Source organism: Arthrobacter sp. 2762 (assembly GCF_040548745.1).
Classification (GTDB): Bacteria; Actinomycetota; Actinomycetes; order Actinomycetales; family Micrococcaceae; genus Arthrobacter.
This window is the reverse complement of record NZ_JBEPSI010000001.1, coordinates 514,254-535,940: the sequence shown is the minus strand read 5'-3', so window position 1 is coordinate 535,940 and position 21,687 is coordinate 514,254. Positions and strand designations below refer to the sequence as shown.

Genomic DNA, 21,687 nt, shown 5'->3' with positions numbered 1-21,687 from the left:
GTTGCCCTGCTGCTGAGGATGGTTGGGCGCAAACCCGAGGGGACGTCGTTGGCCGGGTTGGTTCGGGAGTCGGGGCTGACACGGCCAACCGTGCACCGGCTGCTGACGTCCCTGGCCGCGGAGGGTTTGCTGGAACACGATCCAGCCGCCGGAAAGTGGGTTCTTGGTCCGGAAATCTTCCTCCTGGGATCGGTAGCGGCAGCACGTTTCCCCATGGAGGACATTGCCCGGCCCAGCCTGCGCCGCCTCGCCGCCGAGACTGGCGAGAGCGCGTTCTTCTCCATCCGACGCGGCAACGAAACAGTTTGCGTGTTGCGAGAGGAGGGATCGTTCCCGGTGAGGTCCTTCGTGCTGCATGAAGGCGTACGTTTTCCGTTGGGAGTTGCGTCAGCAGGAACGGCCATTATGGCCTTCCTGCCCGCCGATGAGCAGGAAACACTGCTGGAGGACTGGCCGGCGCACGCTGGCGACTTTGCCGCGGGGCATCCAGTTGACGTGGTTCGGGACAACCTTGAGCGCACCCGGCTGACGGGGTACTCGGTGAACCCGGGGCTGATCCTTGAAGGAAGTTGGGGGATGGGCGCGGCCGTTTTTGACCAACAGGGGCGGCCGGCATGGGCCTTGTCCTTGACGGGGATCGAACCCCGGTTCCGTCCTGATCGACAGGAATTCCTTGGCAAATTGCTGCTCGAGGAAGCCCACCGAATGACGGCGAAACTCCAAGGCTGACCCAAGTAAGTAGCAGATAAGGCCGTTTTGAACCTTCTAAACGGCCTTATCTGCGACCCAGTTGGGTTAGCGCAGCTCCAGCCGCATCAGGGCTCTCGGGAAGCCGTTGAGGACGGACGTCGTTTCGGCGACCTTGGTGAAGCCGGCTTGCTCGAACAGCCTGCGGGTCCCCACGTACGCCATGGTCAGGTCCACCTTGTTGCCTTTGTTGTCCACGGGATAGCCCTCAATGGCTGGCGCACCATACTTTCGGGCCATGTCGATCGCACCCTGCAGTAACTCGTGCGAAATGCCCTTGCCGCGATGCCCGGGCCGCACCCTGATGCACCAGACAGACCACACGTCGGCGTCGTCAAGGCGGGGGATCTTTCGGTTCGTCGCAAAGCTGGTGTCCGCCCGGGGGTGCACGGCAGCCCACCCAACTACTTCGCCGCCGTCGTAAGCGAGAACGCCTGGCGGCGGATCCTCCGCAACCAGCTTTTCCACGAACTTTCCCCGCTCCTCCCGCTGGAGCTCAAGGTTCTGCTTCGAGGGAATCCGGTAACTCAGGCACCAGCACACGTTGGCGTCCGGACGTTTGGGGCCGACGATGGTTTTCACGTCCTCGAACACCGTGGCCGGGCGAACCTCGATTCCCATGCCGCCCATCCTGTCACCGCCGCCCAACTCTTCGCTAGACTGGCGGACGTGATGACCGGATCGGGCACCTGCCCTGCACGGATTGGCTACCCGGCCGAGCTCTGACGTGTGCCAGCGCTGCCCGCGCTCCTCCCCGTGGATTGATGACCCTGAAACCCATCGAACGAAATCCACACAACAAGGAGTCTTGCATGCCCGCACTTTTCAACCACACCATCATCGCGTCCACCGATCGCGCCGTCTCCGCCGATTTCTACCGGTTCATCCTCGAAGCGGACGAAGCACCGGGTTGGGGGCCCTTCACCAACCTGACCTTGGCTGGCGGCGTCATGCTCCAATTCGCCGAGCCCCCGGTCGAAATCCAGATGCAGCACTACGCCTTCCTGGTCGACGACCAGCATTTTGACCGCGCTTATCAGCGCCTGGTGAGTGCCGGCGTCGAGCATTGGGCGGATCCGCAGATGACCCGTCCAGGCGAGACCAATACGGAGCACGGTGGCCGGGGTGTCTACTTCAAGGACCCCTCGGGCCACGCGCTGGAGCTGATCACGAAGCCTTATTTCCAACGATGAAGCGGAAGCTGGACAGGGGCCGCGGCGTGGCGGGCATCGCGAAGCGGGCACGGCCCCCTATCCAGCTTCCAGCGCGCACCCTATCCGAACGTGAAGGAGTACGCCTGGATGCCCTGCGGGACCTTGACCTCGAGCTTGTCCTCGCGGATTCGGGGGTCGTCCACGATCTGATAGAGCGTCGGCGTCCCGGAGACCGCTACGGACGTGGTCTTGCCATCCCGGACAACATCGATCATGCCCTCACCGCTGACCACGATGTACACCTGCTTGGCGTGGTAGTTCAGGGCAATCGAAGAGCCGGCGTCGGCAGGTGTGATGGACTGCGTTCCGAGATCCCACGAACCCTGCAAGGAAAAGCTGTCACCAGGCTGATTCGCCGGCACTGAATACAGCCCAACCCCGGCTTTGTAAGGTTCCGTGCCCGCATAGTTGACCTTCTTGGTGGTGCCCAAGTACGTCTCCGGAGTGGTGGCACCTGCTACCGGGCCGTCGTCGGACGCTTCAATGGGCGCGGGGAGCGCCGCTGAAGGGTTGGCCTCTTGCAGGAGTTCGCGGATCAGCTTCTCCGTTGTCTGGTAGCCGCCCTCGCCGAACTTGATGTGCCGGACTGTTCCCTCGGAATCGATCAGGTAGTGGGCCGGCCAGTAGCGGTTGCGGTAGTTGGTCCACGTGGAGAGGGTGTTGTCGATGGCCACGGGGTAGGTGATGCCCAGATCCTGCGCGCCGGACATGACGTTGCGGGTCTCTTTCTCGAACGCGTACTCGGGCGAGTGGATGCCGATGATTTCCAGGCCGGAGTCCTTGTACTTGCTGTACCAATCGGTGAGGTGCGGAACGGAGCGCTGGCAGTTGATGCAGGAGTAGGCCCAGAAATCCACCAGGACCACCTTGCCCTTGAGGTCCTTCAAGTTCACGGCCTGGCCGCCAGGGGTGTTGAACCATTCCTGGATGCCCTTGATATCCGGCGCTGTGCCGCACGATTCAAGCTCGGTGGCACCTTTGCTGCACTTGTCCAGTTCGCGGTTTTGGTCATTGACCAGCCCACCAAGATCCAGGGCCTTTTTCACGGCCTCGTTGTCCTGGACCTGTTCCTGGAGTGTGGAGGTGTAGTCGGGCACGAGTTTCTGCAGCAGTTGGGGAAGGTTGAACACCAAGCCGATTGCCAGGGCGATCATCATGATGCCACCGGCTATGCGGATCTTGCGCTGGTTCTTGCGAAACGCCTTGACCCGCTCTGCGACGCGGCGCCCAGCCAACGCGAACACCAGCAGCGGAACGGCTGCGCCCATGGCAAATGTCAACGTGAGGACTATGGTTTCGGGGCCCACCTGTCCGGTGGCACCGGCCACGGCGATGGCGGCAAGCACTGGTCCTGCACAGGGGACATAGACGACGCCGAGCGCCAGTCCCAGCACCAGCCCGCCATTTTCGGTGCCTACTTTTCGCTGTGGGATCCAGGAGAACGGCTTCTCCAGAATGTGCTGAAAACGATCGAAAATCAGGCCGCAACCAATCAGCACCAGCACCACCAGCCCGATCCATCGAAGCAGGTCCTGCGGAAGGTTCACCAAGGTCAGCAGGAACGAGCCAACCAGCGTGAAGGTGCTGAAGCTGATCACCAGGCCAAGGATCACCAGGTACGGGCGCAAGCCGGCCCGCCGACGCTGCCTGGCTTGGGCCTTAAGCTCGACGGCGGTTCGCGGCACCTCGGTTACCGCTGAGCTCGTAATACCGCCTTTGCGCGCACCCTGTACCCCCCCGGAAAGAAAGATGACGGGCAGGACAGGCAGGATGCAGGGCGAGATACCTGTAATCAACCCGCCCAGCAGGCCGATTAGTGCTAATTGCAGCATTGCGTCTCCCAACGTTCGCCGGACCGGCCGTGAAGGGTGCCGGCTCCGGATATCTGTAGGCAGTTCGGAGCCGAAGCCGCGTTGGCTTGGTTTAAAAACTTTTTCAATCCGCACCCATCCATGCCGGCGCGACCTCCGAATAGCTGGTGAGGCACAAACCGCCGGCGACGCAGATGCAGCGCCGGGGAGCCAGTGCCCACACCCAATGGACCCAATGCCTGGTTCCACGAACAAGGAGAATGACATGTTGTCCACAAAGCGCCCCGCCCTCGCCTTCGTTGGCCTCACTGCAGCCGCCCTTCTCGGACTCACGGCGTGTGGTGGTTCAAGCAGCTCCAGCACACCTTCGTCATCGGCGTCGTCGTCCCCTGCGCCGGAGATGACGTCCGCGGCACCGTCGCCGTCGGCTTCAGCCATGACCAACGCCGCCATGGATCCCGCCCGTGATCTTGTTGGCCCCGGCTGCGCCGGTTACGCCGCCCAGGTTCCGGATGGTGCCGGTTCAGTAGTCGGTATGGCCCAGGACCCGGTTGCCGTTGCCGCTTCGAACAACCCGCTCCTCAAGACCCTGACTGCCGCCGTTTCAGGCAAGCTCAACCCGAAAGTGGATCTGGTCTCCACCCTCAACGGCAGCGAATTCACAGTCTTTGCACCTGTTGACGATGCTTTCGCAAAGATCGACCCCTCAACCATTGAGACGTTGAAGACGGACGATGCACTGCTGAGCAAGATCCTCACCTACCACGTAGTCCCAGGCCAGTTGAGCCCTGACCAGGTGATCGGAACGCACAAGACGGTCCAGGGTGGCGAAGTGACCGTTGGCGGTAGCAAAGATGCACTCACAGTTGACGGCGCCAACGTAATCTGTGGTGGCGTCCACACGGCCAACGCAACGGTTTACCTGATCGACTCCGTGCTGATGCCCAAGTAGGCTGCCAGTCCGCACACAAAAAACCATTCCGCACACAAAAAAGCAGGCGCCGGAATCCGGCGCCTGCTTTTGCGTTGGAAATGAATGGTTAGCGCTTGCCTAGGTCGCTATTAACGTAGGAGCCCTGGACCGTGGCGGTGGTTCCACACGTGCAACCACCGTCAACCTGGAGCTTGACCGTTACGGGTTTCGTTGCGTCCAGGGTGAAGCTCACGGTGTCCCCGGAATCGGTGGAGACACGGAGAGTGCTTTCTTGTTCATGGGTTTGAGTCATGGCGGGATACCTTACTTCTCGGTCGGGTCGGTGCGGGGAGATTCAACCCTGGGGATGCTTCCGGTCGGAGTTCCGCCGGGACAGTCGGAATCCGGGCAGTCCTCCGCGCACTCGTGCCTGGTCACCAGATCGAATTGAACGCCCCGATGTTGTTCCACGCCCGTACGAATCGCGCGTTCAACAACGGATGTCGCCAAGCGCTTACGCAGTGACAGAGGATCACGGCGCAGATCCTTCGTGAGGGCGAAACAGAGCAGCAGCATGACGATGACGAACGGCAGCGCGGCAACAATCGTGACTCTTTGAAGCCCGGCCAAAGCCTCGGATGGTTCGTCGCCGCCGGCCAGGAGCATGACCGCTGCTACTGCACCGGTGAGGCTTCCCCAGAAGATGACTACTCCGCGCCGGGGGTGTTCGGCTCCGTTGGAGCTGAGCGATCCCATGACGATGGAGGCCGCGTCGGCACCAGTGATGAAGAAGATTGCCACCAGCACCATGGCCAACACGATGACTGCTGCCGTGGCCCAGCCGGGCATGCCGAGGTTCTTGACGAGATCGAAGAGTGCGCCGTCGAAATTGACGGAGGGCACGCCGTTGGTCATGGTCACCAAACCAGGTGTGCCGGCCTTGTCAGCTTCCTGCTGGACATGGAACGCAGCTCCACCGAAGATACCGAACCAGATAACGCTGACGATGCTTGGCACCAGCAGAACGCCTGTGACGAACTGGCGGATGGTCCGGCCGCGGCTGATGCGCGCAATGAACATGCCGACGAAGGGCGTCCAGGAGATCCACCAGGCCCAGTAGAAAATGGTCCAACTGGTCATCCAGCTACGCAGTGCATCGTCGCCGACAGCTTCGGTCCGGGACGACATTTCTGCCAGGTCCCTGGCGTAATCGCCGATTGCGGAGGGGATCAGGTTGAGGATGAACAGCGTGGGGCCGGCAACAAACACGATGAGTGCCAGGACGACTGCCAGCACCATGTTGATGTTGGAAAGCCACTGGATGCCGCGGCTGATGCCGGAGACTGCTGAAGCGACGAAGCAGAAGGTGAGGATGGCTACGATCACCACGAGTACCGGGGTGCCGATCTCGCCGACCCAGCCGTTGGAGGTCATGCCGCTGCCGATCTGAAGTGCGCCGAGGCCCAGGGAAGCGGCGGTACCAAACAGTGTGGCAAAGATGGCCAGGATGTTGATGAATTTCCCGAGGGGGCCTTCCACCATCCTGATGCCGAACAGCGACGTGAACGCTGCGGAGACCAACTGCCTGCGGCCCAAACGATAGGTGCCGTACGCCATGGCAATGCCCACCACTGCGTACATGGCCCATGGGTGCAGGGTCCAGTGGAAGATCGAGGTGGCCATCGCAGTCTGGATGGCAGCAGGAGTGCGGCCGTCCACAGTGCCCGGTGGTGGCGAGATGTAGTGGTAGAGCGGTTCAGCCACGCCATAGAACATGAGCCCGATGCCCATGCCGGCGGCGAACATCATCGCTACCCAGGAGACAGTACGGAATTCCGGCTTCTCGCCGTCCTTGCCCAGTGGGATGTTGCCGAACTTGCCCAGGGCGAGCCAGAGGACGAAGACGACGAACAAGGAGGCAAGAACCATGAAGAGCCAGCCGGTGTATTCCATGACCCAGTTCAGGGCACCTTTGGAAGTTTCAGAGAGGCTGTCCCGGCCGACGAAGCCCCAGACCACGAAGGCGACGGCGATGGCGCCCGTGATTCCGAAGGTGACTTTGTCCAGCGTAAGTTTGCGGTTCCGGCGGGCACTAACGGCCTGCTCGGTCTTGGCGTGGCGCAGTTCTTCCAGGATCTGTGCGTATTCCTCAGTATCCGGCAGTGTTTCTGCGCCTCCGTCCTCATCGTCGAGGACTGCGGGGTTGGTTTCGTCCGGGGAGACGCTGATGATGTCCCCAGAGTTCTCCGGGTGGTTGGTTTTACGTGATGAAGGAGTGTCAGCCAGGCTATCGTTGGCGGGCACTTCCTCGGGAGTTAAGGGCTTTAAATCACTATTTATAGCCATGAGCGGGTCCTTTGCTCGGCGAGTCATGGGCTTGGGTTTATACATGGCCCTGGAGGGTGGGAACGGAGGGAAGGTTGGGGGCTTCGTCCGAGTCGATGACCATGATTGTTGGAGCAGTATCGAGCCGTAGCGCCTCCCCGGGAGCGAGTTCACTGGTGGGGCAGGCCTTGCGCATGTTGCACCTCTTTTGTCGGGGAACGGGGTTTCTTGTCGCTTTGGCTGAATCGCCTTCTAACGTTTCGCAAGGATCAACAGTTCTCGCGCTAAGCAACAGAGTGCGCCCCGTCACAGGTCAATGTCAAGGTGTTTCTTTTCCATTTCCCGGACCTTGACACTCCTCCGGAGATGCGTCATCCAGTTGCGCATCGTGGTTACTGTTGCGTAACAAGCGACAATGGCGGCGAAAAATGGCCACGTTGATGCCAGCTGCTTAGTGCGTGGGTAACGTGGCCGGGCTGCGCCTAGCGGCGTCGGTAGCCCATCTTGGCGCTGATCGTGAAGCCAGCCTCACGGAGGGCGTCTATGAGCCCTGGATGCTCCTCCGGGGCAAAGCGGAAGGCAGGGCCGGAGATACTCACCGCAGCGATGACATTGCCCATGTGGTTAAAAATAGGCACGGCTACCGCCGTCAGGCCGATCTCGAACTCTTCATGGACTACTGCGTAGCCGTTCCGTGCGACGTCGAGCAACTGCTTCTCCAGCTCCGCGCGGTTAGTGATGGTGCGGGGCGTGCGGGCAGGCAGTCCGACTGTCTTGAGGACCTGGTTACGCTCATCAGCCGTCAGCGCGGCCAAGAGCACTTTGCCGCTGGACGTGGCATGCAGCGGTGTCAGGCTGCCCACCCAGTCGTAGGTGGCAAGCGTTGAGGGGCCCATGGCCTGATCCACGTTGACTGCATAGTTGGATCGAAGCACGGCAAGGTTGACCGTTTCCTTGTACTCACCCGCGAGTGCTTCCAGTACTTCCCTGGCCTCGTGCACGACGCTCAGCCTGCCGGGAATGGAGGTTGCCAGCCTGAGGATTCCGAAGCCCAGCTGGTACTTTCCCCTCTCGCTGTTCTGCCGGACAAGCTCGCGGTTAACCAGCGAGCCCACAAGCCTGGACACGGTGGATTTATGGACGCCCATCTCGTCAGCGATTTCACTGACGCCCGCGTCGCCTTCGCGCGCAAGGATCTCCAGGATTTGCAGCGCGCGGTCCACTGATTGGACGCCGCCTCCTTGGGCGTCTGCGTCCTTCTCGATGTCCGGATTGTTGCGTGGGGCCATGATGCCTCGTGTCGTTGTCCCAAGCAGGTGGCCGGGGCTGTAACGCCCTGCCCGGCCTGCTCCTCGTCTTTCCTCATCCTAGTCCGACACGGACACGGGCCCTGCACATAAACCCGCAGAACGGGCGGTCAGAGCCCTGCGAAGGCCTCCTCACGTGCCGCTTTGCGGGGGCGGACCAGTCTGTCACGTCCGGCGTAGACGTTGAGGCTGTGACCGCGGCTGAAGCCAACCAGGGTCACACCGGTCTCAGTGGCGAGGTCGGCGGCAAGGCTGGAGGGCGCGCTCACGGCGGACAGGACGGGGATGCCGGCGAGGGCGGCCTTCTGGACCAGCTCGAACGATGCCCGCCCTGAAACCTGCAGGACCAAGCCCGTCAGGGGCAGCAGATCCTGGCGCAGTGCCCAGCCCACCACTTTGTCCACGGCGTTGTGGCGACCCACGTCCTCCCGCAAACAGAGGAGCTCGGGGGTGGCGCCGTCCACCCTGAAGAGCCCGGCGGCATGGACGCCACCAGTCCTGTCAAACACCGCCTGGGCTTCCCGGAGGCGTTCGGGCAGTTCGGCCAGGGTGTCAACGGGAACCCGCAGTCCGTCCTGGGAGGGGTCGAAGTGGAGTGTCTTGCGGACGGCTTCGATGGAGTCCGTTCCGCAGATACCGCACGAGCTGGAGGTGTAGACGTGGCGCATGGTGTCCGGCATTTGTACGTCGGAGCGAAGCTGGGCCTCCACCACATTGAACGTCTGCGTCCCGTCCTTCTCGCCGGCGCAAAAACGCAGGGAGATCAGCTCGGATTGGCCGCGGATGATGCCCTCGGAGACCAGGAACCCGGCCACCAGGTCAAAGTCGTCTCCCGGAGTCCTCATCGTTACGGCGAAGGAGCGGCCGCCGATCCTGATTTCCAGGGGCTCCTCGGCGGCCAGGACGTCCTCCTTGAACCGCACCGGATATTCGGTACCTGTCCCGTCGAGATGGAAGCGGTGGATCTTCCGGCGCTGTGTCATCCGTGCCATGGTGCGTACCTTCCTGGCTGGTGTGGGAAATCGATGGTTGCTTGCGCCTGTGACCGGGCGCTTGTCCAGGGCAGCGGCATGACCGGGACGGATTCGCCTGCTTCCACTCCGCCAGGGGGAACGGCCATGAAACCGTCGGCCCAAGCCAGGCCACGCATCATGCCGGGGCCTGTGTGTGAAGCAGGGAAAGCGAGGCCGTGGACAAAGGTGCAGGGAATGAGTTGTGTCCGGCCGGGGCCCGGATCGACGTCCGCCCCGGACGTGAGGTGGCCAGCTGTCTGGAAAGGCCGGTTTTGGAGGGCAGCCAGCAGTGGTTCGCCGATGGTCATGAGGGCCATCATGGCGGCCAGGGGGTTGCCTGGGAGGCCGATGATGAAGCGGCCGTCCGGAAGTTCGGCCAATACAGCAGGATGACCGGGGCGCATAGCGACGCCGTCCAGCAGCAGGCGCCCACCGAGCGCGGCCACCGCGGCACGGAAATGGTCAGTTCCGGATTTGCCGGTGCCGCCGGTGGTGATCGTGACATCGGGGCGTTCGCTCCCCGGCGGGGCGTCAAGTGCGGACAGCCACTCGTCGTACGAGTCGCCGATTCGTTGCTGGCTGCCGGGAATTCCGCCCAGCTGGGAAATCACTGCGCCGAGTTGCGGGCCGAAGGTGTCGCGCACCCGCCCCGCTGCTGGCACACCCGAGGTCACCACCTCGGAGCCAGTAAGTACGACGGCGACCCGCGGCTTGCGTTGTACCAGCAGTTCGTCGTGGCCTGCTACGGCAGCAAGGGCAATGTGGGCAGGATTAAGGAGTGTGCCGGCTGGTACGAGGACGTCGCCGGCTCGGGCTTCTTCACCGGCTGGCCGTATGTGCCGGCCAGGGAGCGTCTCGCCGGGTTTCGCATCTGGTCTCAGTGAGAGCTGCAGCCCGTATCCGGCGTCGAAGACCTGTCCGCTCTCTTTCCGAAGTACCGCCTCGGCACCTTCCGGAACCAGGCCACCGGTGGCAATGACGCTGGCTTGCCCCGGTGATAGCGGCAGCCCCGTGATCTCCCACGGTCCTCTGCCATTAATGGCCCAGCCATCCATGGCAGAGGACGCGTAGTGCGGAAGGTCCTGCTGCGCCGTCACTTCAGTGGTCAGCACGTATCCGATCGCGTCCGCCAGTGGCACAGACGCGGACGCAAGCGGAACAGCGCAATCGAACGCCTTCTGCCGGGCTTCAGACCACGTTGGGGCAGGCATCCGCTCGCACGGCACATGGGATGTTGGCGACGTGCCGCGGATGATTTCCTGTGCGAGCATGGATGCCCCCTTCCTGTGTTGTTGCCTACTAAGCCTTCACGTAACCGTTCGGGTTCAGTACGAACTTTGTTGCCGCTCCGGCGTCGAACTCGGCGTAGCCGCGGGGAGCGTCCTCAAGGGGGATGGCTTGGGCATTGACTGCCTTGGCGATCTGGACCTTGTCGTGGAGGATCGCCATCATCAATTGGCGGTTGTACTTCATCACCGGGCACTGGCCCGTAGTGAAGGACAAGGACTTTGCCCATCCGGTGCCCAGCGAGAGGGAGAGGGAGCCGTGCTTGGCTGCTTCATCGATTCCGCCCGGATCGCCGGTGACGTAGAGGCCCGGGATGCCCAGGGAACCACCGGCTGCGGTGATGTCCATGAGGGAGTTCAGCACGGTGGCTGGAGCCTCGTGCGAGGCGTCCCGTCCGTGTCCGCGGGCTTCGAAGCCAACGGCGTCCACGCCGCAATCCACTTCCGGCACTCCGAGGATCTGCGCGATCTGCTCCTTCGGGTCGCCATTGGAGACGTTGACGGTTTCGCAGCCGAACGAACGCGCCTGGGCCAGCCGGTCTTCGTTCATGTCGCCCACAATCACGACGGCGGCGCCAAGCAGCTGGGCGCCGACGGCGGCAGCCAGACCCACAGGGCCGGCACCGGCGACGTACACCGTGGACCCTACGCCCACCCCGGCAGTAACGGCGCCGTGGAAGCCGGTGGGGAAGATGTCCGAGAGCATGGTCAGGTCCATGATCTTTTCCAGGGCCTGGTCGCGGTCCGGGAAGCGCAGCAGGTTCCAGTCTGCGTAGGGAACCAGCACGTACTCGGCCTGTCCGCCTACCCAGCCGCCCATGTCCACATAACCGTAAGCGCTGCCCGGGCGGTCAGGGTTGACGTTGAGGCAGATACCGGTCTTTTGCTCTTTGCAGTTCCGGCAACGGCCACAGGAAATGTTGAACGGCACCGAGACGATGTCGCCCACCTTGATGAACTCGACGTCGGGACCCACCTCCACCACTTCGCCGGTGATTTCGTGGCCGAGGACCAGGTCCTGTGGGGCTGTGGTGCGGCCGCGGACCATGTGCTGGTCGGAACCGCAGATGTTGGTTGTCACAGTGCGGAGGATCGCGCCATGCGGTACCTTCCGGCCGACGTTGGCCGGGTTGACGCCCGGTCCGTCCTTGAGTTCGAACGTCGGGTAGTCAGTGTTGATGATTTCGACGACACCGGGTTCCTTGTAGGCGACTGCTCGGTTTCCAGACATGGACACTCCTCCTGGGGCATGTTGTGGTACGGAAATTGGATCTGCCCAATTGCCCGAGAGCGGTGCTTCGATGAGGAAATACCTCCCCAGGTTTCAGGCCACCGAAGCACCATTCACGGGCAATTGGACAGTCTTGCCTAATGTTTTTGGCTTATGTTTTGGGCTAAAGCCGAGCTGCGCCCTGGAGCTGGACTGCTGCTCCTGCGGATGCGACCGTGTGGTCGTTCTCCACGGTGCTGCCGCTGATGCCGATCGCACCGATCACGGTGCCGTCCTCCCCGCGCAGGGGGATGCCTCCCGGGAAGGTGATGAGTCCTCCGTTGGACACCTCGATGTTGTAGAGCGGTCCTCCAGGCTGCGAAAGCTCGCCGATTGCCCCCGTTGGCATGTCGAAGAAACGAGCTGTGCGTGCTTTCTTGATGGAAATGTCGATGCTGCCCAGCCATGCCCCGTCCATGCGGGTGAAGGCCTTGAGGTTGCCACCGGCATCCACCACGGCGATATTCATGGCGGTCCCGGTTTCGCGGGCGGCGTCGCGGGCTGCGACAAGTACGGCATCTGCTTGGACTTGGGTGATGTCAGACATTGTTTCTCCGTTGATTGATGTCTTTTTGACGAGATGGCCCTTGGGCGGGTTTGGAAGTCCTGGGCCATCTGATATCTCTGCGCTACTAGGAAAGATATATCAGTCACATACTATGGCACGCATCACACGGTGTCCAGAGCCTTTCAAGCCCGTTCCAGCCGGACGATGACGGACTTGGACGTCGGCGTCCCACTGGTATCGGCAACAGAGTCCAGCGGTACAAGGACGTTTGTTTCCGGGTAGTAGGCAGCGGCGCACCCCTTGGGAGTTGAGTACGAAACGATGCGGAAGTCTTCTGCCCGGCGCTCGGTTCCCTGGAATTCTGAAATCAGGTGGACCATTTGACCGTCAGCAAAGCCCAGCTCGGCGATATCGGACTCGTTGATGAGGACTACCCGCCGCCCGCCGTGGATGCCGCGGTAGCGATCGTCCTTGCCGTAGATGGTGGTGTTGTACTGGTCGTGTGACCGCAGCGTTTGGAGCACCAGCCGGCCGGGCGGGACCTTGATGTATTCAAGCTCGTTGCCCGTGAAGTGTGCTTTGCCTGACGCGGTATCGAACTTCCTGGCGTCGCGCGGCGGGTGCGGCAGCACGAAGCCGCCCGGGTGCTGGATCCGCTCTTCGAAGTTCTCGAAGCCATCGAAGACGGCCTCGATGTGTTTGCGGATCAGCGAGTAGTCATCACGCATGGACAGCCACGCGGCCTTGGGTGCGTTGGGCAGGCGCACGTCGCCGTCGGTAAAGAGCCGGTGGGCAAGGTTGCAGACAATGGCGACTTCCGAGTGGAGGTGCTCGCTCGCGGGCTTGAGGCGTCCACGGGATGCGTGGACCGCGCTCATGGAGTCTTCCACAGTGACCCTCTGGTCACCGGTCCGCTGGGTGTCTTTCTCGGTGCGTCCGAGTGTTGGGAGAATCAACGCCCGGCGACCAGTGGACAGATGCGAGTGGTTCAGCTTTGTGGAGATCTGGACGCTCAATCCTGTGTTGGCGAGCGCTTGTTCCGTGACCTCCGAGTCAGGGGCGGCGCGAACAAAGTTTCCACCCATCCCCATGAAGAAGCGGACCTTTCCGTCCCTCATGGCGCGGATGGCGGCAACGGTGTCATAGCCGTGCTCCCGTGGTGAGAGGAACGCGAACTCGTTGTCCAGCCGGTCGTGGAATTTCTCCGGCATCTTCTCGAAGATGCCCATGGTGCGGTCGCCCTGGACGTTTGAGTGGCCGCGGACCGGGCAAACTCCAGCGCCGGGCTTGCCGATGTTCCCCTGAAGCAGCAGGACGTTAACCACGTCCCGGAGGGTGGGTACTGAATGTTTGTGCTGGGTCAATCCCATGGCCCAGCACACGATGGTGGCGTTCGAGGCCAGGAGCCGTTCGCCTGTGGAGTGGATCTGCTCCAGGGTGAGGCCTGTTGCTTCCACGATGTCGTCCCACTCCACCTTTTCCAGGAAACGCAGGTATTCGTCGATGCCCACCGTGTGGTCCTCGATGAACCTGTGGTCAAGGACGGTTTCCAGGCCCGGGGTCTTGCGACCCGCGGCTTCGGCCTCCACAAGGTATTTACCGAGGCCCTGGAAGAGGGCCTGATCGCCGCCGGCACGGATCTGCAGGAAGTCGTCCGTCAGCTGGGTTCCCACCACCATGCCTGCCACGTGTTGGGGGTTTTCAAAGTGCAGGAGTCCGGCTTCGGGGAGGGGATTGACGGACACGATGACCGCGCCGTTCTTCTTGGCCTTCTCCAGTGCGCTGAGCATGCGCGGATGGTTGGTACCTGGATTCTGCCCGGCTACGAAGATCAGCGAAGCCGTCTCCAAGTCGGTCAAGCTTACGGACCCCTTGCCGATGCCGATGGTTTCCACCAGCGCGGAGCCCGAGGACTCGTGGCACATGTTGGAGCAGTCCGGAAGGTTGTTGGTGCCAAGGCCGCGCACCAGGAGCTGGTAAACGAAGGCGGCCTCGTTTGAGGTTCGGCCGGAGGTATAGAAGACGGCCTGATCGGGGTGGTCCATGCCCCGGAGCTCCTCGGCCATGAGGTCATAGGCCTTGTCCCATTCGATGGGCGTGTAGTGGGTAGCGCCCTCATCGAGGAACATCGGGTGGGTCAGCCGGCCCTGCTGGCCCAGCCAGTAGTCATCTCGGGTCTTCAATTCAGCAACGGAGTGCTGGGCAAAGAACTCAGGCGTGACGCGGCGCCGGGTAGCTTCCTCGGCGACGGCCTTGGCCCCGTTCTCGCAGAACTCTGCTGCATTGCGCTTCTCGTGTTCCGGCCACGCGCAGCCCATGCAGTCGAATCCATCGAGCTGGTTCACTGCCAGCAGCGTTTGCACGCTTCGCACCGCGCCCATTTGTTCCAGGGAGATCTTCAGTGCGTTGGCAACGGCTGGAATGCCGACAGCCTTTGTCTTGGGTTTGGTGACGGTCAGCTTTGACTCGTCGATGTTTTCACGGGGGGCTTTGGAAGCCATGCGATCTTCCCTTCAAATCTGGGTAGGCGGCTGAGGTCGTTGAAGCTGTAGACGTGGATGCCGGCAAACAGCGGATGGCCGTCGAGGGCCTGATGAACGTCCCGGATCAGGCCGGAGCTGTCATAGCGCATGACATCCCCACCGCGCAGGAGTGCCTTGGCCATTCCTGTGCCGCGGGCCAGCTTGAGTGAGCGTCCCACACCCAATCGTGCACCCATGGCCAGTAGTTTCTGCACGGACACCGGCCCGGGAACGCCCACCCACACGGGAAGCCGGGACCCGGCCCGGTGCAGCTCCTGCAGGTATGAGCTGATGGATTCCGCCGAAAAGCACATTTGCGTGACCATGGACGACGCCATGGGTGACTTGCCGGCCAGGCTGCTCCGCAACTGTTCTGCGCTCAGTTGTGGGTGGCCTTCCGGGTAACCGGCGATGCCAAGGGAGAAGTCTTCCGAGAAAGCCTTGATGTCCTCCATCAGCTGGCCGCTCCAGGAATACGGGCCGGCAGGCGCACTGCGGTCCCCGGCAATGAGGAATAGCTCCCGGACGCCCTCATCGCGCAATTGATGAAGGAACAGGTGCAGCTCTGCCTGGCTGGCGATGCTCCGCGCTGCCAGGTGCGGGACCACGTGGTAGCCCAGCCGGGCAAGCTCAATCGACGCAGCGACCGTCCTGGCCGGACCGTGATGCGGCAGGCAGGTCACGCTGACCGTCCCCGGCGCCTCATAAGCGGGAGGCAGTTGCCGGGCAAGGTCAGCGGAGGGACTAACCTCCAGGCGGATCGGCGTTTCCATGGCTAGCCAGCGGTTCCCGAAACCAAGGCCGGCTTCTCCAGAAGCCGTGCTTGTGCCCGGGCCGCTTCAGCGGTGTGGAGGAGCAGCAACGCCGTGGTGACTGAACCCACCCCGCCGGGCACCGGCGTCAGGGCAGCCGCCACTCCGGTGACACTGGCCTCGTCCACGTCTCCCACCAGGGAACCGTCGGGAAGGACGTTCGTACCGACGTCGATCACTACAGACGCCGGCGAAACGTGGCTGCCTGTCAGCAGTCCGGTCCGCCCCGCGGCAACAACCACGACGTCGGCGGGCCGGGTATAGCGCTCAAGCGCCCCTGATTTGGAGTGGCAGATGGTGACCGTGGCGTCCTTTTCGAGCAGCAGCAGGGACAGCGGCTTTCCCACCACAGCGGAACGCCCGACGACGGCGACGTTGCGTCCGGCGAGCGGAACCTGGAAATGCTCGAGGAGTTCCACCACGGCCTGTGCCGTAGCAGGGGCGAAGGCGGGTTGACCCACAGCCAGGCGGCCAAGGCTGAGCGGGTTGGCGCCGTCAATGTCCTTTTCCGGAGCGATTAGCCCCACCAGCCCGTCCGTTCGGACGCCTGCGGGCAGCGGAGTTTGGAGAATAATGCCGTTGACGGTTGGCTCCGCACTGAGGTCCTTCAGCACACTCGCCAGCACCTGTTCGGTGGCATCATGCCCAAGGTCCAGGATCCGGCAGCCTATTCCAGCGCGCTCCGCGGCGCGCTCAATGGACCGGACGTACCAGTGCGTGGACTCGTCGTCGGTTGCCACCACCACGGCCAAGGAAGGGCGCTGGCCCTCATATTCAAGGAGGCGGGCCTCATCCTGCGCACGCTGCTGGATGAGGGCGGCCAACCCCTTTCCGGAAAGCACTTCAGTACTCACGCGAGAATCCTTTCGCGTACGCGCTTGACGAGGGAATCAGCTGCGAGGACCACCTTTTCCTCAAGGCCGTCGGTCTGTTCTGCCAAGCGTGAGCGGGCGTCGCCATCTTTGATGGCAACGACATTGATGTCGATGTTGACACGGGCGGTTGTGGCCGCGGCACGGGCAGCATCGGCTGCTGCCGCGACGTCGCTGATGACATTGGGGTTGGCCATGTCAAAGAGTTCCGTGGCGAGTTCCACCACCTCACCGGCAAGCTTGATCAGCTGAGCAGGTGTGTGGGCTGCCTGGACCAGTGCATCCTGGATGCCGGCAGCGCGCATGGCCTTGAGTTCCTCGGTCCCGGACGGGAGTTTGTACGAATCAATAACTCGTTGGAAGGCGTGCTCATCGGCGTCTGCGAGGCGGAGCGCTTCAACAATCAAATGGTCCGCAGCGCTGGTGATGCGGGCAACGGGTTCTGCGTGCTGCGCATACTTTTCACCCGTGGTGTACCTGGCCACCATGGCCACCAAGGCGGCGCCCTGGGCAGCGTGAAGGGCGGCGGCGGCACCTCCGCCGGGAGTGGGCTGCCGTGAAGCGAGCCTGGCAAGGTAGTCGTTGATGGTTTCTGAACTGATCATGTGTCTTCCTGGGCTGGTTGACGAAGTAAGGCGGGGCTGAGGTTGAACGGGGTAAGACAGCGGCCCGGACCCCGTTGCGAGGGGATGAGTCCGGGCCGCTGGCCAATTAAAGCGTCCGTCAGGCCTTAGCCGCGGAGCCTGCTCATGGTGGGGTCGTACAGCGGGTCCTGGGTGACTGTCGCCTGGATGCGGCGTCCGAAGTATTCGATCTCCACGGAATCACCAATCGAAACAGCGGCAGGAAGGTACGCGTAGGCAATGGGCTTCTTCACCGAGTAGCCGTAAGCGGCGCTGGTGACGTAGCCAACTGCCTGGTCCTTGTAGAACACAGGTTCCTTGCCCAGCACCAGGCTGCGGCCGTCGTCGACCGTCAAGCAGCGCAAGCGCCGCGCGGAGCTTTCCTCAGTGCGTCCCTCAAGGGCAGCCTTGCCGACGAAGTTCTCCTTGGTCATCTTTACGGCGAAACCGAGGCCTGCTTCGAAGGGGTCGTGCTCCGTGGTCATATCGGTGCCCCATGAGCGGTAGCCCTTTTCCAGGCGCAGCGAGCTGAAGGCGGCCCGCCCGGCAGCGATGACGCCGAACGGCTGGCCGGCCTTCCACAGTGCATCCCACAAACGCTGTCCATTGTCGGCGCTCGTGTAGAGCTCCCAGCCGAGTTCGCCCACGTAGGACAGCCGCATTGCGGTGACGGTGACGCCGCCGATGGTGACCTTCTTGGAACGGAAGTACTTCAGGCCGTCGTTGGAGAAGTCGTCGTTGCTGACCGTGCTGATGAGGTCACGGGCAAGCGGACCCCACAAGCCGATGCAGCAGGTGCCACCCGTGGTGTCGCGGACCTGCACCCAGTCGCTGGCCGTACCGTTTTCTGTCTGGTGGCGGGCGGCACGCTCGAAGTAGGCCGTGTCAATGTTGCCGTTGGCGCCCAGCTGGAACGTGTCCTCGCTGAGGCGTGCAACGGTAATGTCGCTTCGGATTCCACCAGCGTGGTCCAGCAGGAGGGTGTAGGTTACGGCGCCCGGCTTCTTGGCCAGGTCTCCCGTTGTGAGTTCCTGCAGCAGTTTCAGGGCGCCCGGGCCGCTGACTTCAAGACGCTTGAGCGGCGTCATGTCGTACATCGCCACGGCCGTGCGCGTCTTCCACGCCTCGGCGGCAGCAATCGGTGAGCTGAACATACCGGACCAGGCGTCGCGTGCCGGGGGCTGCCAGTCGTCCGGCATTTCCTTCAGCAGTTCCGCATTGGCTTCGAACCAGTAGGGACGTTCCCATCCTGCGCCTTCCAGGAAGTAGCCTCCCAGCTGTTTGTGGCGGGCGTGGAACGGGCTGACGCGAAGGTTGCGGGGGGAGAGCTTGGGCTGGAGCGGGTGCAGGACATCGTAGATTTCCACGAAGTTCTGCTGGGACGTTTCGCTGACATATTCAGGCGTCAGCTGGACCTCTTCGAAGCGGTGGATGTCGCAGTCACCAAGATCAATTTCGGACTTGCCCGTGGTCAGGAGTTCGGCAACGGCGCGTGCGATGCCGGCAGAGTGGGTGACCCACACGGCTTCGGCCACGAAGAACCCGTCCACTTCCTTGGATTCGCCTACCAGCGAGCCACCGTCAGGGGTGAAGGAGAAGATGCCGTTGAAGCCATCCTCGATTTCGCTTTCCCGCAGTGCCGGCAGGATCTGCTTGGTTGCTTCCCACGCGGGAAGGAAGTCCTCAAGGGTGAAGTCCAGGCGTGAGGGCATGTTGTGTTCGCTGATGCTGCTGGGCTCGTAGCTGCCCAGCTCATCAAGATCCACGGGCATGGGGCGGTGAGCGTAGGAGCCAATACCGTAGCGCTCGCCGTGCTCGCGGTAGTAGAGGTCCTGGTCCTGGTGGCGCAGGATCGGCAGCTGGGCGCCGTTGGGCAGTTCGTTCTTGCCCTTCTGGGCGGGAACCGGCGTCGTTTTTACATATTGGTGAGCCAAGGGGAGGAGCGGTACGGACATGCCGATCAACTCGCCAACCTTGGCGCCCCAGAAGCCGGCGCAGGAGACCACGATGTCCGCGGGGATGACGCCATCGGCGGTCTCGACGCCGGTCACGCGGCGGTTTGATTGCTCGATTCCAGTCACCTCGGTGTTGCCGATGTACTTCACGCCGGCGGCTTCGGTGCGCTTGATGAGCAACTGCACGGCGCGGGCTGCAAGTGCCAGGCCATCGGTGGGGACGTGGAGGCCACCCAGGATGTCCTCCTCGTTGATCAGGGGGTAGAGCTCCTTGCATTCCTCGCGGGAGAGGATCTTGCCGTCGATGCCCCACGACTGTGCGTAGCCGAGCTTGCGCTTAAGGTCAGCCAGGCGGGTCTCGGTAGTGGCAACTTCAAGGCCGCCCACCTGGTTGAAGCAGCTCTGGCCATCTTCGGTGAGGGAGAGCAGCTTTTCAACCGTGTACTTGGCGAACAGTGCCATGGACTTGGAAGGGTTCGTCTGGAAGACCAGGCCCGGCGCGTGGGACGTGGATCCTCCGGGCATGTTCAACGGCCCCTGATCCAGGACGGTGATGTTGTTCCAACCGCGGGTGACCAGTTCGTCGGCGAGGTTGGTGCCGACAATCCCAGCGCCGATGATGACAATGCGAGGCGTCGATGTCATGAAAGTTTCTCCTGCTGAAGTTCGTGTGTGTGGACGGTGGGGTGGGTGGCTTACCGGAAGACCACTGTGCTGGTTTGATCCAGCAGCACGCGGTGTTCGCAGTGCCAGCGAACAGCCCGGGACAACGCCAGGGCTTCGGCATCCTGGCCCACTGTTGACAGTGCGTTGGGGCCGTAGCTGTGGTCCACGCGGATGACTTCCTGCTCGATGATCGGGCCCTCGTCGAGGTCCGCGGTCACGTAGTGGGCGGTTGCTCCCACGAGCTTCACGCCGCGGTCATAGGCCTGGTGGTAGGGGCGGGCGCCCTTGAAGCCAGGCAGGAACGAGTGGTGGATGTTGATGGCCCGGCCCTCAAGGGAGCGGCACAGGTTGTCTGAGAGTACCTGCATGTAGCGGGCGAGCACCACCAGGTCAGCCTTGTATTCATCCACGAGTTCCAGGAGTTTTTGCTCCGCCTCGGCCTTGGTGTCAGGGGTGACCGGGATGTGGATGAAGGGCAGTCCGGCTGCCTCGGCCATGGCGCGGTGGGTCTCGTGGTTGGAAACGACAGCTACGAGGTCTCCACCCAGGCTGCCGCCGCGCCAGCGGAAGATGAGATCGTTGAGGCAGTGTCCAAACTTGGACACCATGACCAGTACGCGCTTCTTGGTCTGGTCATGGAAGCTGAATTTCATGTCGAAGCGGTCAGCGATTGCACTGAACTCTTCCTCAAGCCGGTCCGCCGAGTATTCGGGTGAGCCGGAAAAGGCGGTGCGAAGGTGCAGTGTCTGGCGGATGCCGTCGTCGAACTGCTGGTGTTCGTCAATGTTGAAGCCGCGCTCAAACAGGAAGGTTGTGACCGCCTGCACGATTCCGGCGCGTTCGACGCACGACAATGTGAGTACGAACTTCTGTGCTTGCTCGTCATTGAGCGTTGCTGGCTGGGGCAAGGTGCTTGTTGGTGAGTCTGTCGCCACGAGGGTCATGTCTCCTCCTTTAGATATATTCTTGGGTCCCGTACTGATATATTAGGATTGGGAATCAGCGTATACTGGTCTCAAGGACAGGTCAATAGGTTTTCGGGAACTGCGGAAAGGGCTGGCACTGTGGCATTTGGAACTCTGGCAATCTCGGACGATACCAGCAGGAAGTCCTTGGCTGACGTCGCGTATGAGCGTTTGCGCGACCGGCTCCTCATGCTGGACATCAAACCCGGGGACCTCCTCAATGATGACCAGTTGGCGAAGGACCTCGAAATCGGCCGCACTCCGGTGCGCGAAGCCCTGAAGCGGCTGGAACTGGACCGCTTGGTGGTCACCTATCCGCGCCGCGGAACATTTGCCACCCGTGTTGATGTGACGGACCTGGCCTTTATTTCAGAGATCCGCACGCAGCTGGAGCCACTGGCCGCGGCGCGCGCGGCACGCGTGGCTTCCGCCGCTACACGGGAGCACCTGCGGGACGTTATGAAGGCCGTGGAAGCCTTTAACGTGGCCGGCGCCTCGGTTGTGGAGACCCTGCGCCTGGATGCCAGCGTCCATCAGGGCATCTATGCGGCCGCGGCAAATCCTCATCTCGAGGACGTCCTGATCCGCTATGACAACCTGGCCACCCGAATTTGGTGCATGGTCCTGGATCGGCTGCCGGACCTTGAGCATCACGTGCGCGAACACCTTGACCTCCTGCGCGCGGTCATTGAAGGTGATGAGGAAAAAGCGGCGGAGTTGGCAAAGGACCACGTCACAGGCTTTGAGCACGCCGTCCGCACCGCACTCTTCGCTGCATAGGAATTGCCTCGCGGGATTCCGGGATTGACTCCCCGCTTCGGCGATTGCATACTGAACTCTAACTAATATATCACCCGGATATCAGGCGTCTCCTGGCT

General features: G+C 62.4%; 20 protein-coding genes. 4 read left to right on the top strand and 16 right to left on the bottom strand.

Annotated features, from left to right (window positions below):
• The first annotated feature begins 18 nt into the window (after positions 1-18).
• A complete protein-coding gene (locus ABIE18_RS02600; protein ID WP_499721368.1) occupies positions 19-729 on the top strand; it encodes an IclR family transcriptional regulator in 711 nt (236 codons plus the stop codon).
• Between the two features lie 66 nt (positions 730-795).
• On the opposite strand, the gene ABIE18_RS02595 is transcribed toward ABIE18_RS02600, so the two are convergent.
• Entirely contained in the window at positions 796-1,368 is a 573-nt protein-coding gene (locus tag ABIE18_RS02595; protein ID WP_499721031.1) for a GNAT family N-acetyltransferase, read from the bottom strand.
• Between the two features lie 191 nt (positions 1,369-1,559).
• On the opposite strand from ABIE18_RS02595, the gene ABIE18_RS02590 reads away from it, so the two are divergent.
• Positions 1,560-1,940, top strand: a complete 381-nt coding sequence (locus ABIE18_RS02590; protein WP_499721030.1) for a VOC family protein — start codon at positions 1,560-1,562, stop codon at positions 1,938-1,940.
• Between the two features lie 80 nt (positions 1,941-2,020).
• On the opposite strand, the gene ABIE18_RS02585 is transcribed toward ABIE18_RS02590, so the two are convergent.
• Positions 2,021-3,793: a cytochrome c biogenesis protein DipZ gene (locus tag ABIE18_RS02585; RefSeq protein WP_499721029.1), complete on the bottom strand. Its 1,773-nt coding sequence runs from the start codon at positions 3,791-3,793 to the stop codon at positions 2,021-2,023.
• 244 nt (positions 3,794-4,037) lie between these two features.
• Between ABIE18_RS02585 and ABIE18_RS02580 the strand changes: the two genes are divergently transcribed.
• A complete protein-coding gene (locus ABIE18_RS02580; RefSeq protein WP_499721028.1) occupies positions 4,038-4,724 on the top strand; it encodes a fasciclin domain-containing protein in 687 nt (228 codons plus the stop codon).
• Positions 4,725-4,812: 88 nt separating this feature from the next.
• Here ABIE18_RS02580 and ABIE18_RS02575 read toward each other — a convergent pair whose 3' ends face one another.
• The 14 genes from ABIE18_RS02575 to purU all read right to left on the bottom strand — a co-directional run bounded on the left by ABIE18_RS02575 (position 4,813) and on the right by purU (position 20,788).
• The gene (locus ABIE18_RS02575; RefSeq protein WP_431117775.1) at positions 4,813-4,998 is read right to left on the bottom strand and encodes a hypothetical protein; all 186 of its coding nucleotides are present in this window, start codon (positions 4,996-4,998) and stop codon (positions 4,813-4,815) included.
• A gap of 11 nt (positions 4,999-5,009) precedes the next feature.
• Positions 5,010-7,031, bottom strand: coding sequence for a BCCT family transporter (locus ABIE18_RS02570; RefSeq protein ID WP_499721027.1), 2,022 nt, complete (start codon positions 7,029-7,031; stop codon positions 5,010-5,012).
• A gap of 37 nt (positions 7,032-7,068) precedes the next feature.
• Positions 7,069-7,206: a hypothetical protein gene (locus ABIE18_RS02565; RefSeq protein ID WP_499721026.1), complete on the bottom strand. Its 138-nt coding sequence runs from the start codon at positions 7,204-7,206 to the stop codon at positions 7,069-7,071.
• A gap of 286 nt (positions 7,207-7,492) precedes the next feature.
• Positions 7,493-8,299, bottom strand: a complete 807-nt coding sequence (locus tag ABIE18_RS02560) for an IclR family transcriptional regulator (RefSeq protein ID WP_224095032.1) — start codon at positions 8,297-8,299, stop codon at positions 7,493-7,495.
• Between the two features lie 128 nt (positions 8,300-8,427).
• Positions 8,428-9,309: a formate dehydrogenase accessory sulfurtransferase FdhD gene (fdhD, locus tag ABIE18_RS02555; RefSeq protein ID WP_499721025.1), complete on the bottom strand. Its 882-nt coding sequence runs from the start codon at positions 9,307-9,309 to the stop codon at positions 8,428-8,430.
• Positions 9,297-10,601, bottom strand: a complete 1,305-nt coding sequence (locus ABIE18_RS02550; protein ID WP_499721024.1) for a molybdopterin molybdotransferase MoeA — start codon at positions 10,599-10,601, stop codon at positions 9,297-9,299. The genes fdhD and ABIE18_RS02550 overlap by 13 nt, the downstream gene beginning before the upstream one ends.
• Positions 10,602-10,629: 28 nt before the next feature.
• Entirely contained in the window at positions 10,630-11,847 is a 1,218-nt protein-coding gene (fdhA, locus tag ABIE18_RS02545) for a formaldehyde dehydrogenase, glutathione-independent (protein ID WP_224095036.1), read from the bottom strand.
• Positions 11,848-12,010: 163 nt separating this feature from the next.
• Positions 12,011-12,433 carry a GlcG/HbpS family heme-binding protein gene (locus ABIE18_RS02540; RefSeq protein WP_499721023.1) on the bottom strand — a complete coding sequence of 141 codons (423 nt, stop codon included), beginning with the start codon at positions 12,431-12,433 and terminating at the stop codon, positions 12,011-12,013.
• A 143-nt stretch (positions 12,434-12,576) separates the two neighbouring features.
• Positions 12,577-14,895, bottom strand: coding sequence for an FdhF/YdeP family oxidoreductase (locus ABIE18_RS02535; protein ID WP_499721022.1), 2,319 nt, complete (start codon positions 14,893-14,895; stop codon positions 12,577-12,579).
• On the bottom strand, positions 14,850-15,689 hold the full coding sequence (locus ABIE18_RS02530) for a methylenetetrahydrofolate reductase (RefSeq protein WP_499721021.1): 840 nt from the start codon (positions 15,687-15,689) through the stop codon (positions 14,850-14,852). The genes ABIE18_RS02535 and ABIE18_RS02530 overlap by 46 nt, the downstream gene beginning before the upstream one ends.
• A gap of 2 nt (positions 15,690-15,691) precedes the next feature.
• Positions 15,692-16,582, bottom strand: coding sequence for a bifunctional 5,10-methylenetetrahydrofolate dehydrogenase/5,10-methenyltetrahydrofolate cyclohydrolase (locus tag ABIE18_RS02525; protein WP_216922231.1), 891 nt, complete (start codon positions 16,580-16,582; stop codon positions 15,692-15,694).
• Positions 16,579-17,205: a cyclodeaminase/cyclohydrolase family protein gene (locus tag ABIE18_RS02520; protein ID WP_377652555.1), complete on the bottom strand. Its 627-nt coding sequence runs from the start codon at positions 17,203-17,205 to the stop codon at positions 16,579-16,581. The genes ABIE18_RS02525 and ABIE18_RS02520 overlap by 4 nt, the downstream gene beginning before the upstream one ends.
• Positions 17,206-17,330: 125 nt before the next feature.
• Positions 17,331-19,823 (bottom strand): GcvT family protein, encoded by a 2,493-nt coding sequence (locus ABIE18_RS02515; protein ID WP_499721020.1) that lies wholly within the window; start codon positions 19,821-19,823, stop codon positions 17,331-17,333.
• 50 nt (positions 19,824-19,873) lie between these two features.
• Positions 19,874-20,788, bottom strand: a complete 915-nt coding sequence (purU, locus tag ABIE18_RS02510) for a formyltetrahydrofolate deformylase (protein ID WP_499721019.1) — start codon at positions 20,786-20,788, stop codon at positions 19,874-19,876.
• 120 nt (positions 20,789-20,908) lie between these two features.
• Here purU and ABIE18_RS02505 point away from each other — a divergent pair, with 120 nt between their 5' ends.
• Positions 20,909-21,589, top strand: coding sequence for a GntR family transcriptional regulator (locus ABIE18_RS02505; RefSeq protein WP_499721018.1), 681 nt, complete (start codon positions 20,909-20,911; stop codon positions 21,587-21,589).
• Positions 21,590-21,687: the final 98 nt, after the last annotated feature.

Excerpts from the sequence above, each read along its gene's own strand:
- ABIE18_RS02600 (WP_499721368.1), top strand. The coding sequence starts at position 19 with ATGGTTGGGCGCAAACCCGAGGGGACGTCGTTGGCCGGGTTGGTTCGG.
- ABIE18_RS02595 (WP_499721031.1), bottom strand. The coding sequence starts at position 1,368 with ATGGGAATCGAGGTTCGCCCGGCCACGGTGTTCGAGGACGTGAAAACC.
- ABIE18_RS02590 (WP_499721030.1), top strand. The coding sequence starts at position 1,560 with ATGCCCGCACTTTTCAACCACACCATCATCGCGTCCACCGATCGCGCC.
- ABIE18_RS02585 (WP_499721029.1), bottom strand. The coding sequence starts at position 3,793 with ATGCTGCAATTAGCACTAATCGGCCTGCTGGGCGGGTTGATTACAGGT.
- ABIE18_RS02580 (WP_499721028.1), top strand. The coding sequence starts at position 4,038 with ATGTTGTCCACAAAGCGCCCCGCCCTCGCCTTCGTTGGCCTCACTGCA.
- ABIE18_RS02575 (WP_431117775.1), bottom strand. The coding sequence starts at position 4,998 with ATGACTCAAACCCATGAACAAGAAAGCACTCTCCGTGTCTCCACCGAT.
- ABIE18_RS02570 (WP_499721027.1), bottom strand. The coding sequence starts at position 7,031 with ATGGCTATAAATAGTGATTTAAAGCCCTTAACTCCCGAGGAAGTGCCC.
- ABIE18_RS02565 (WP_499721026.1), bottom strand. The coding sequence starts at position 7,206 with ATGCGCAAGGCCTGCCCCACCAGTGAACTCGCTCCCGGGGAGGCGCTA.
- ABIE18_RS02560 (WP_224095032.1), bottom strand. The coding sequence starts at position 8,299 with ATGGCCCCACGCAACAATCCGGACATCGAGAAGGACGCAGACGCCCAA.
- fdhD (WP_499721025.1), bottom strand. The coding sequence starts at position 9,309 with ATGGCACGGATGACACAGCGCCGGAAGATCCACCGCTTCCATCTCGAC.
- ABIE18_RS02550 (WP_499721024.1), bottom strand. The coding sequence starts at position 10,601 with ATGCTCGCACAGGAAATCATCCGCGGCACGTCGCCAACATCCCATGTG.
- fdhA (WP_224095036.1), bottom strand. The coding sequence starts at position 11,847 with ATGTCTGGAAACCGAGCAGTCGCCTACAAGGAACCCGGTGTCGTCGAA.
- ABIE18_RS02540 (WP_499721023.1), bottom strand. The coding sequence starts at position 12,433 with ATGTCTGACATCACCCAAGTCCAAGCAGATGCCGTACTTGTCGCAGCC.
- ABIE18_RS02535 (WP_499721022.1), bottom strand. The coding sequence starts at position 14,895 with ATGGCTTCCAAAGCCCCCCGTGAAAACATCGACGAGTCAAAGCTGACC.
- ABIE18_RS02530 (WP_499721021.1), bottom strand. The coding sequence starts at position 15,689 with ATGGAAACGCCGATCCGCCTGGAGGTTAGTCCCTCCGCTGACCTTGCC.
- ABIE18_RS02520 (WP_377652555.1), bottom strand. The coding sequence starts at position 17,205 with ATGATCAGTTCAGAAACCATCAACGACTACCTTGCCAGGCTCGCTTCA.
- ABIE18_RS02515 (WP_499721020.1), bottom strand. The coding sequence starts at position 19,823 with ATGACATCGACGCCTCGCATTGTCATCATCGGCGCTGGGATTGTCGGC.
- purU (WP_499721019.1), bottom strand. The coding sequence starts at position 20,788 with ATGACCCTCGTGGCGACAGACTCACCAACAAGCACCTTGCCCCAGCCA.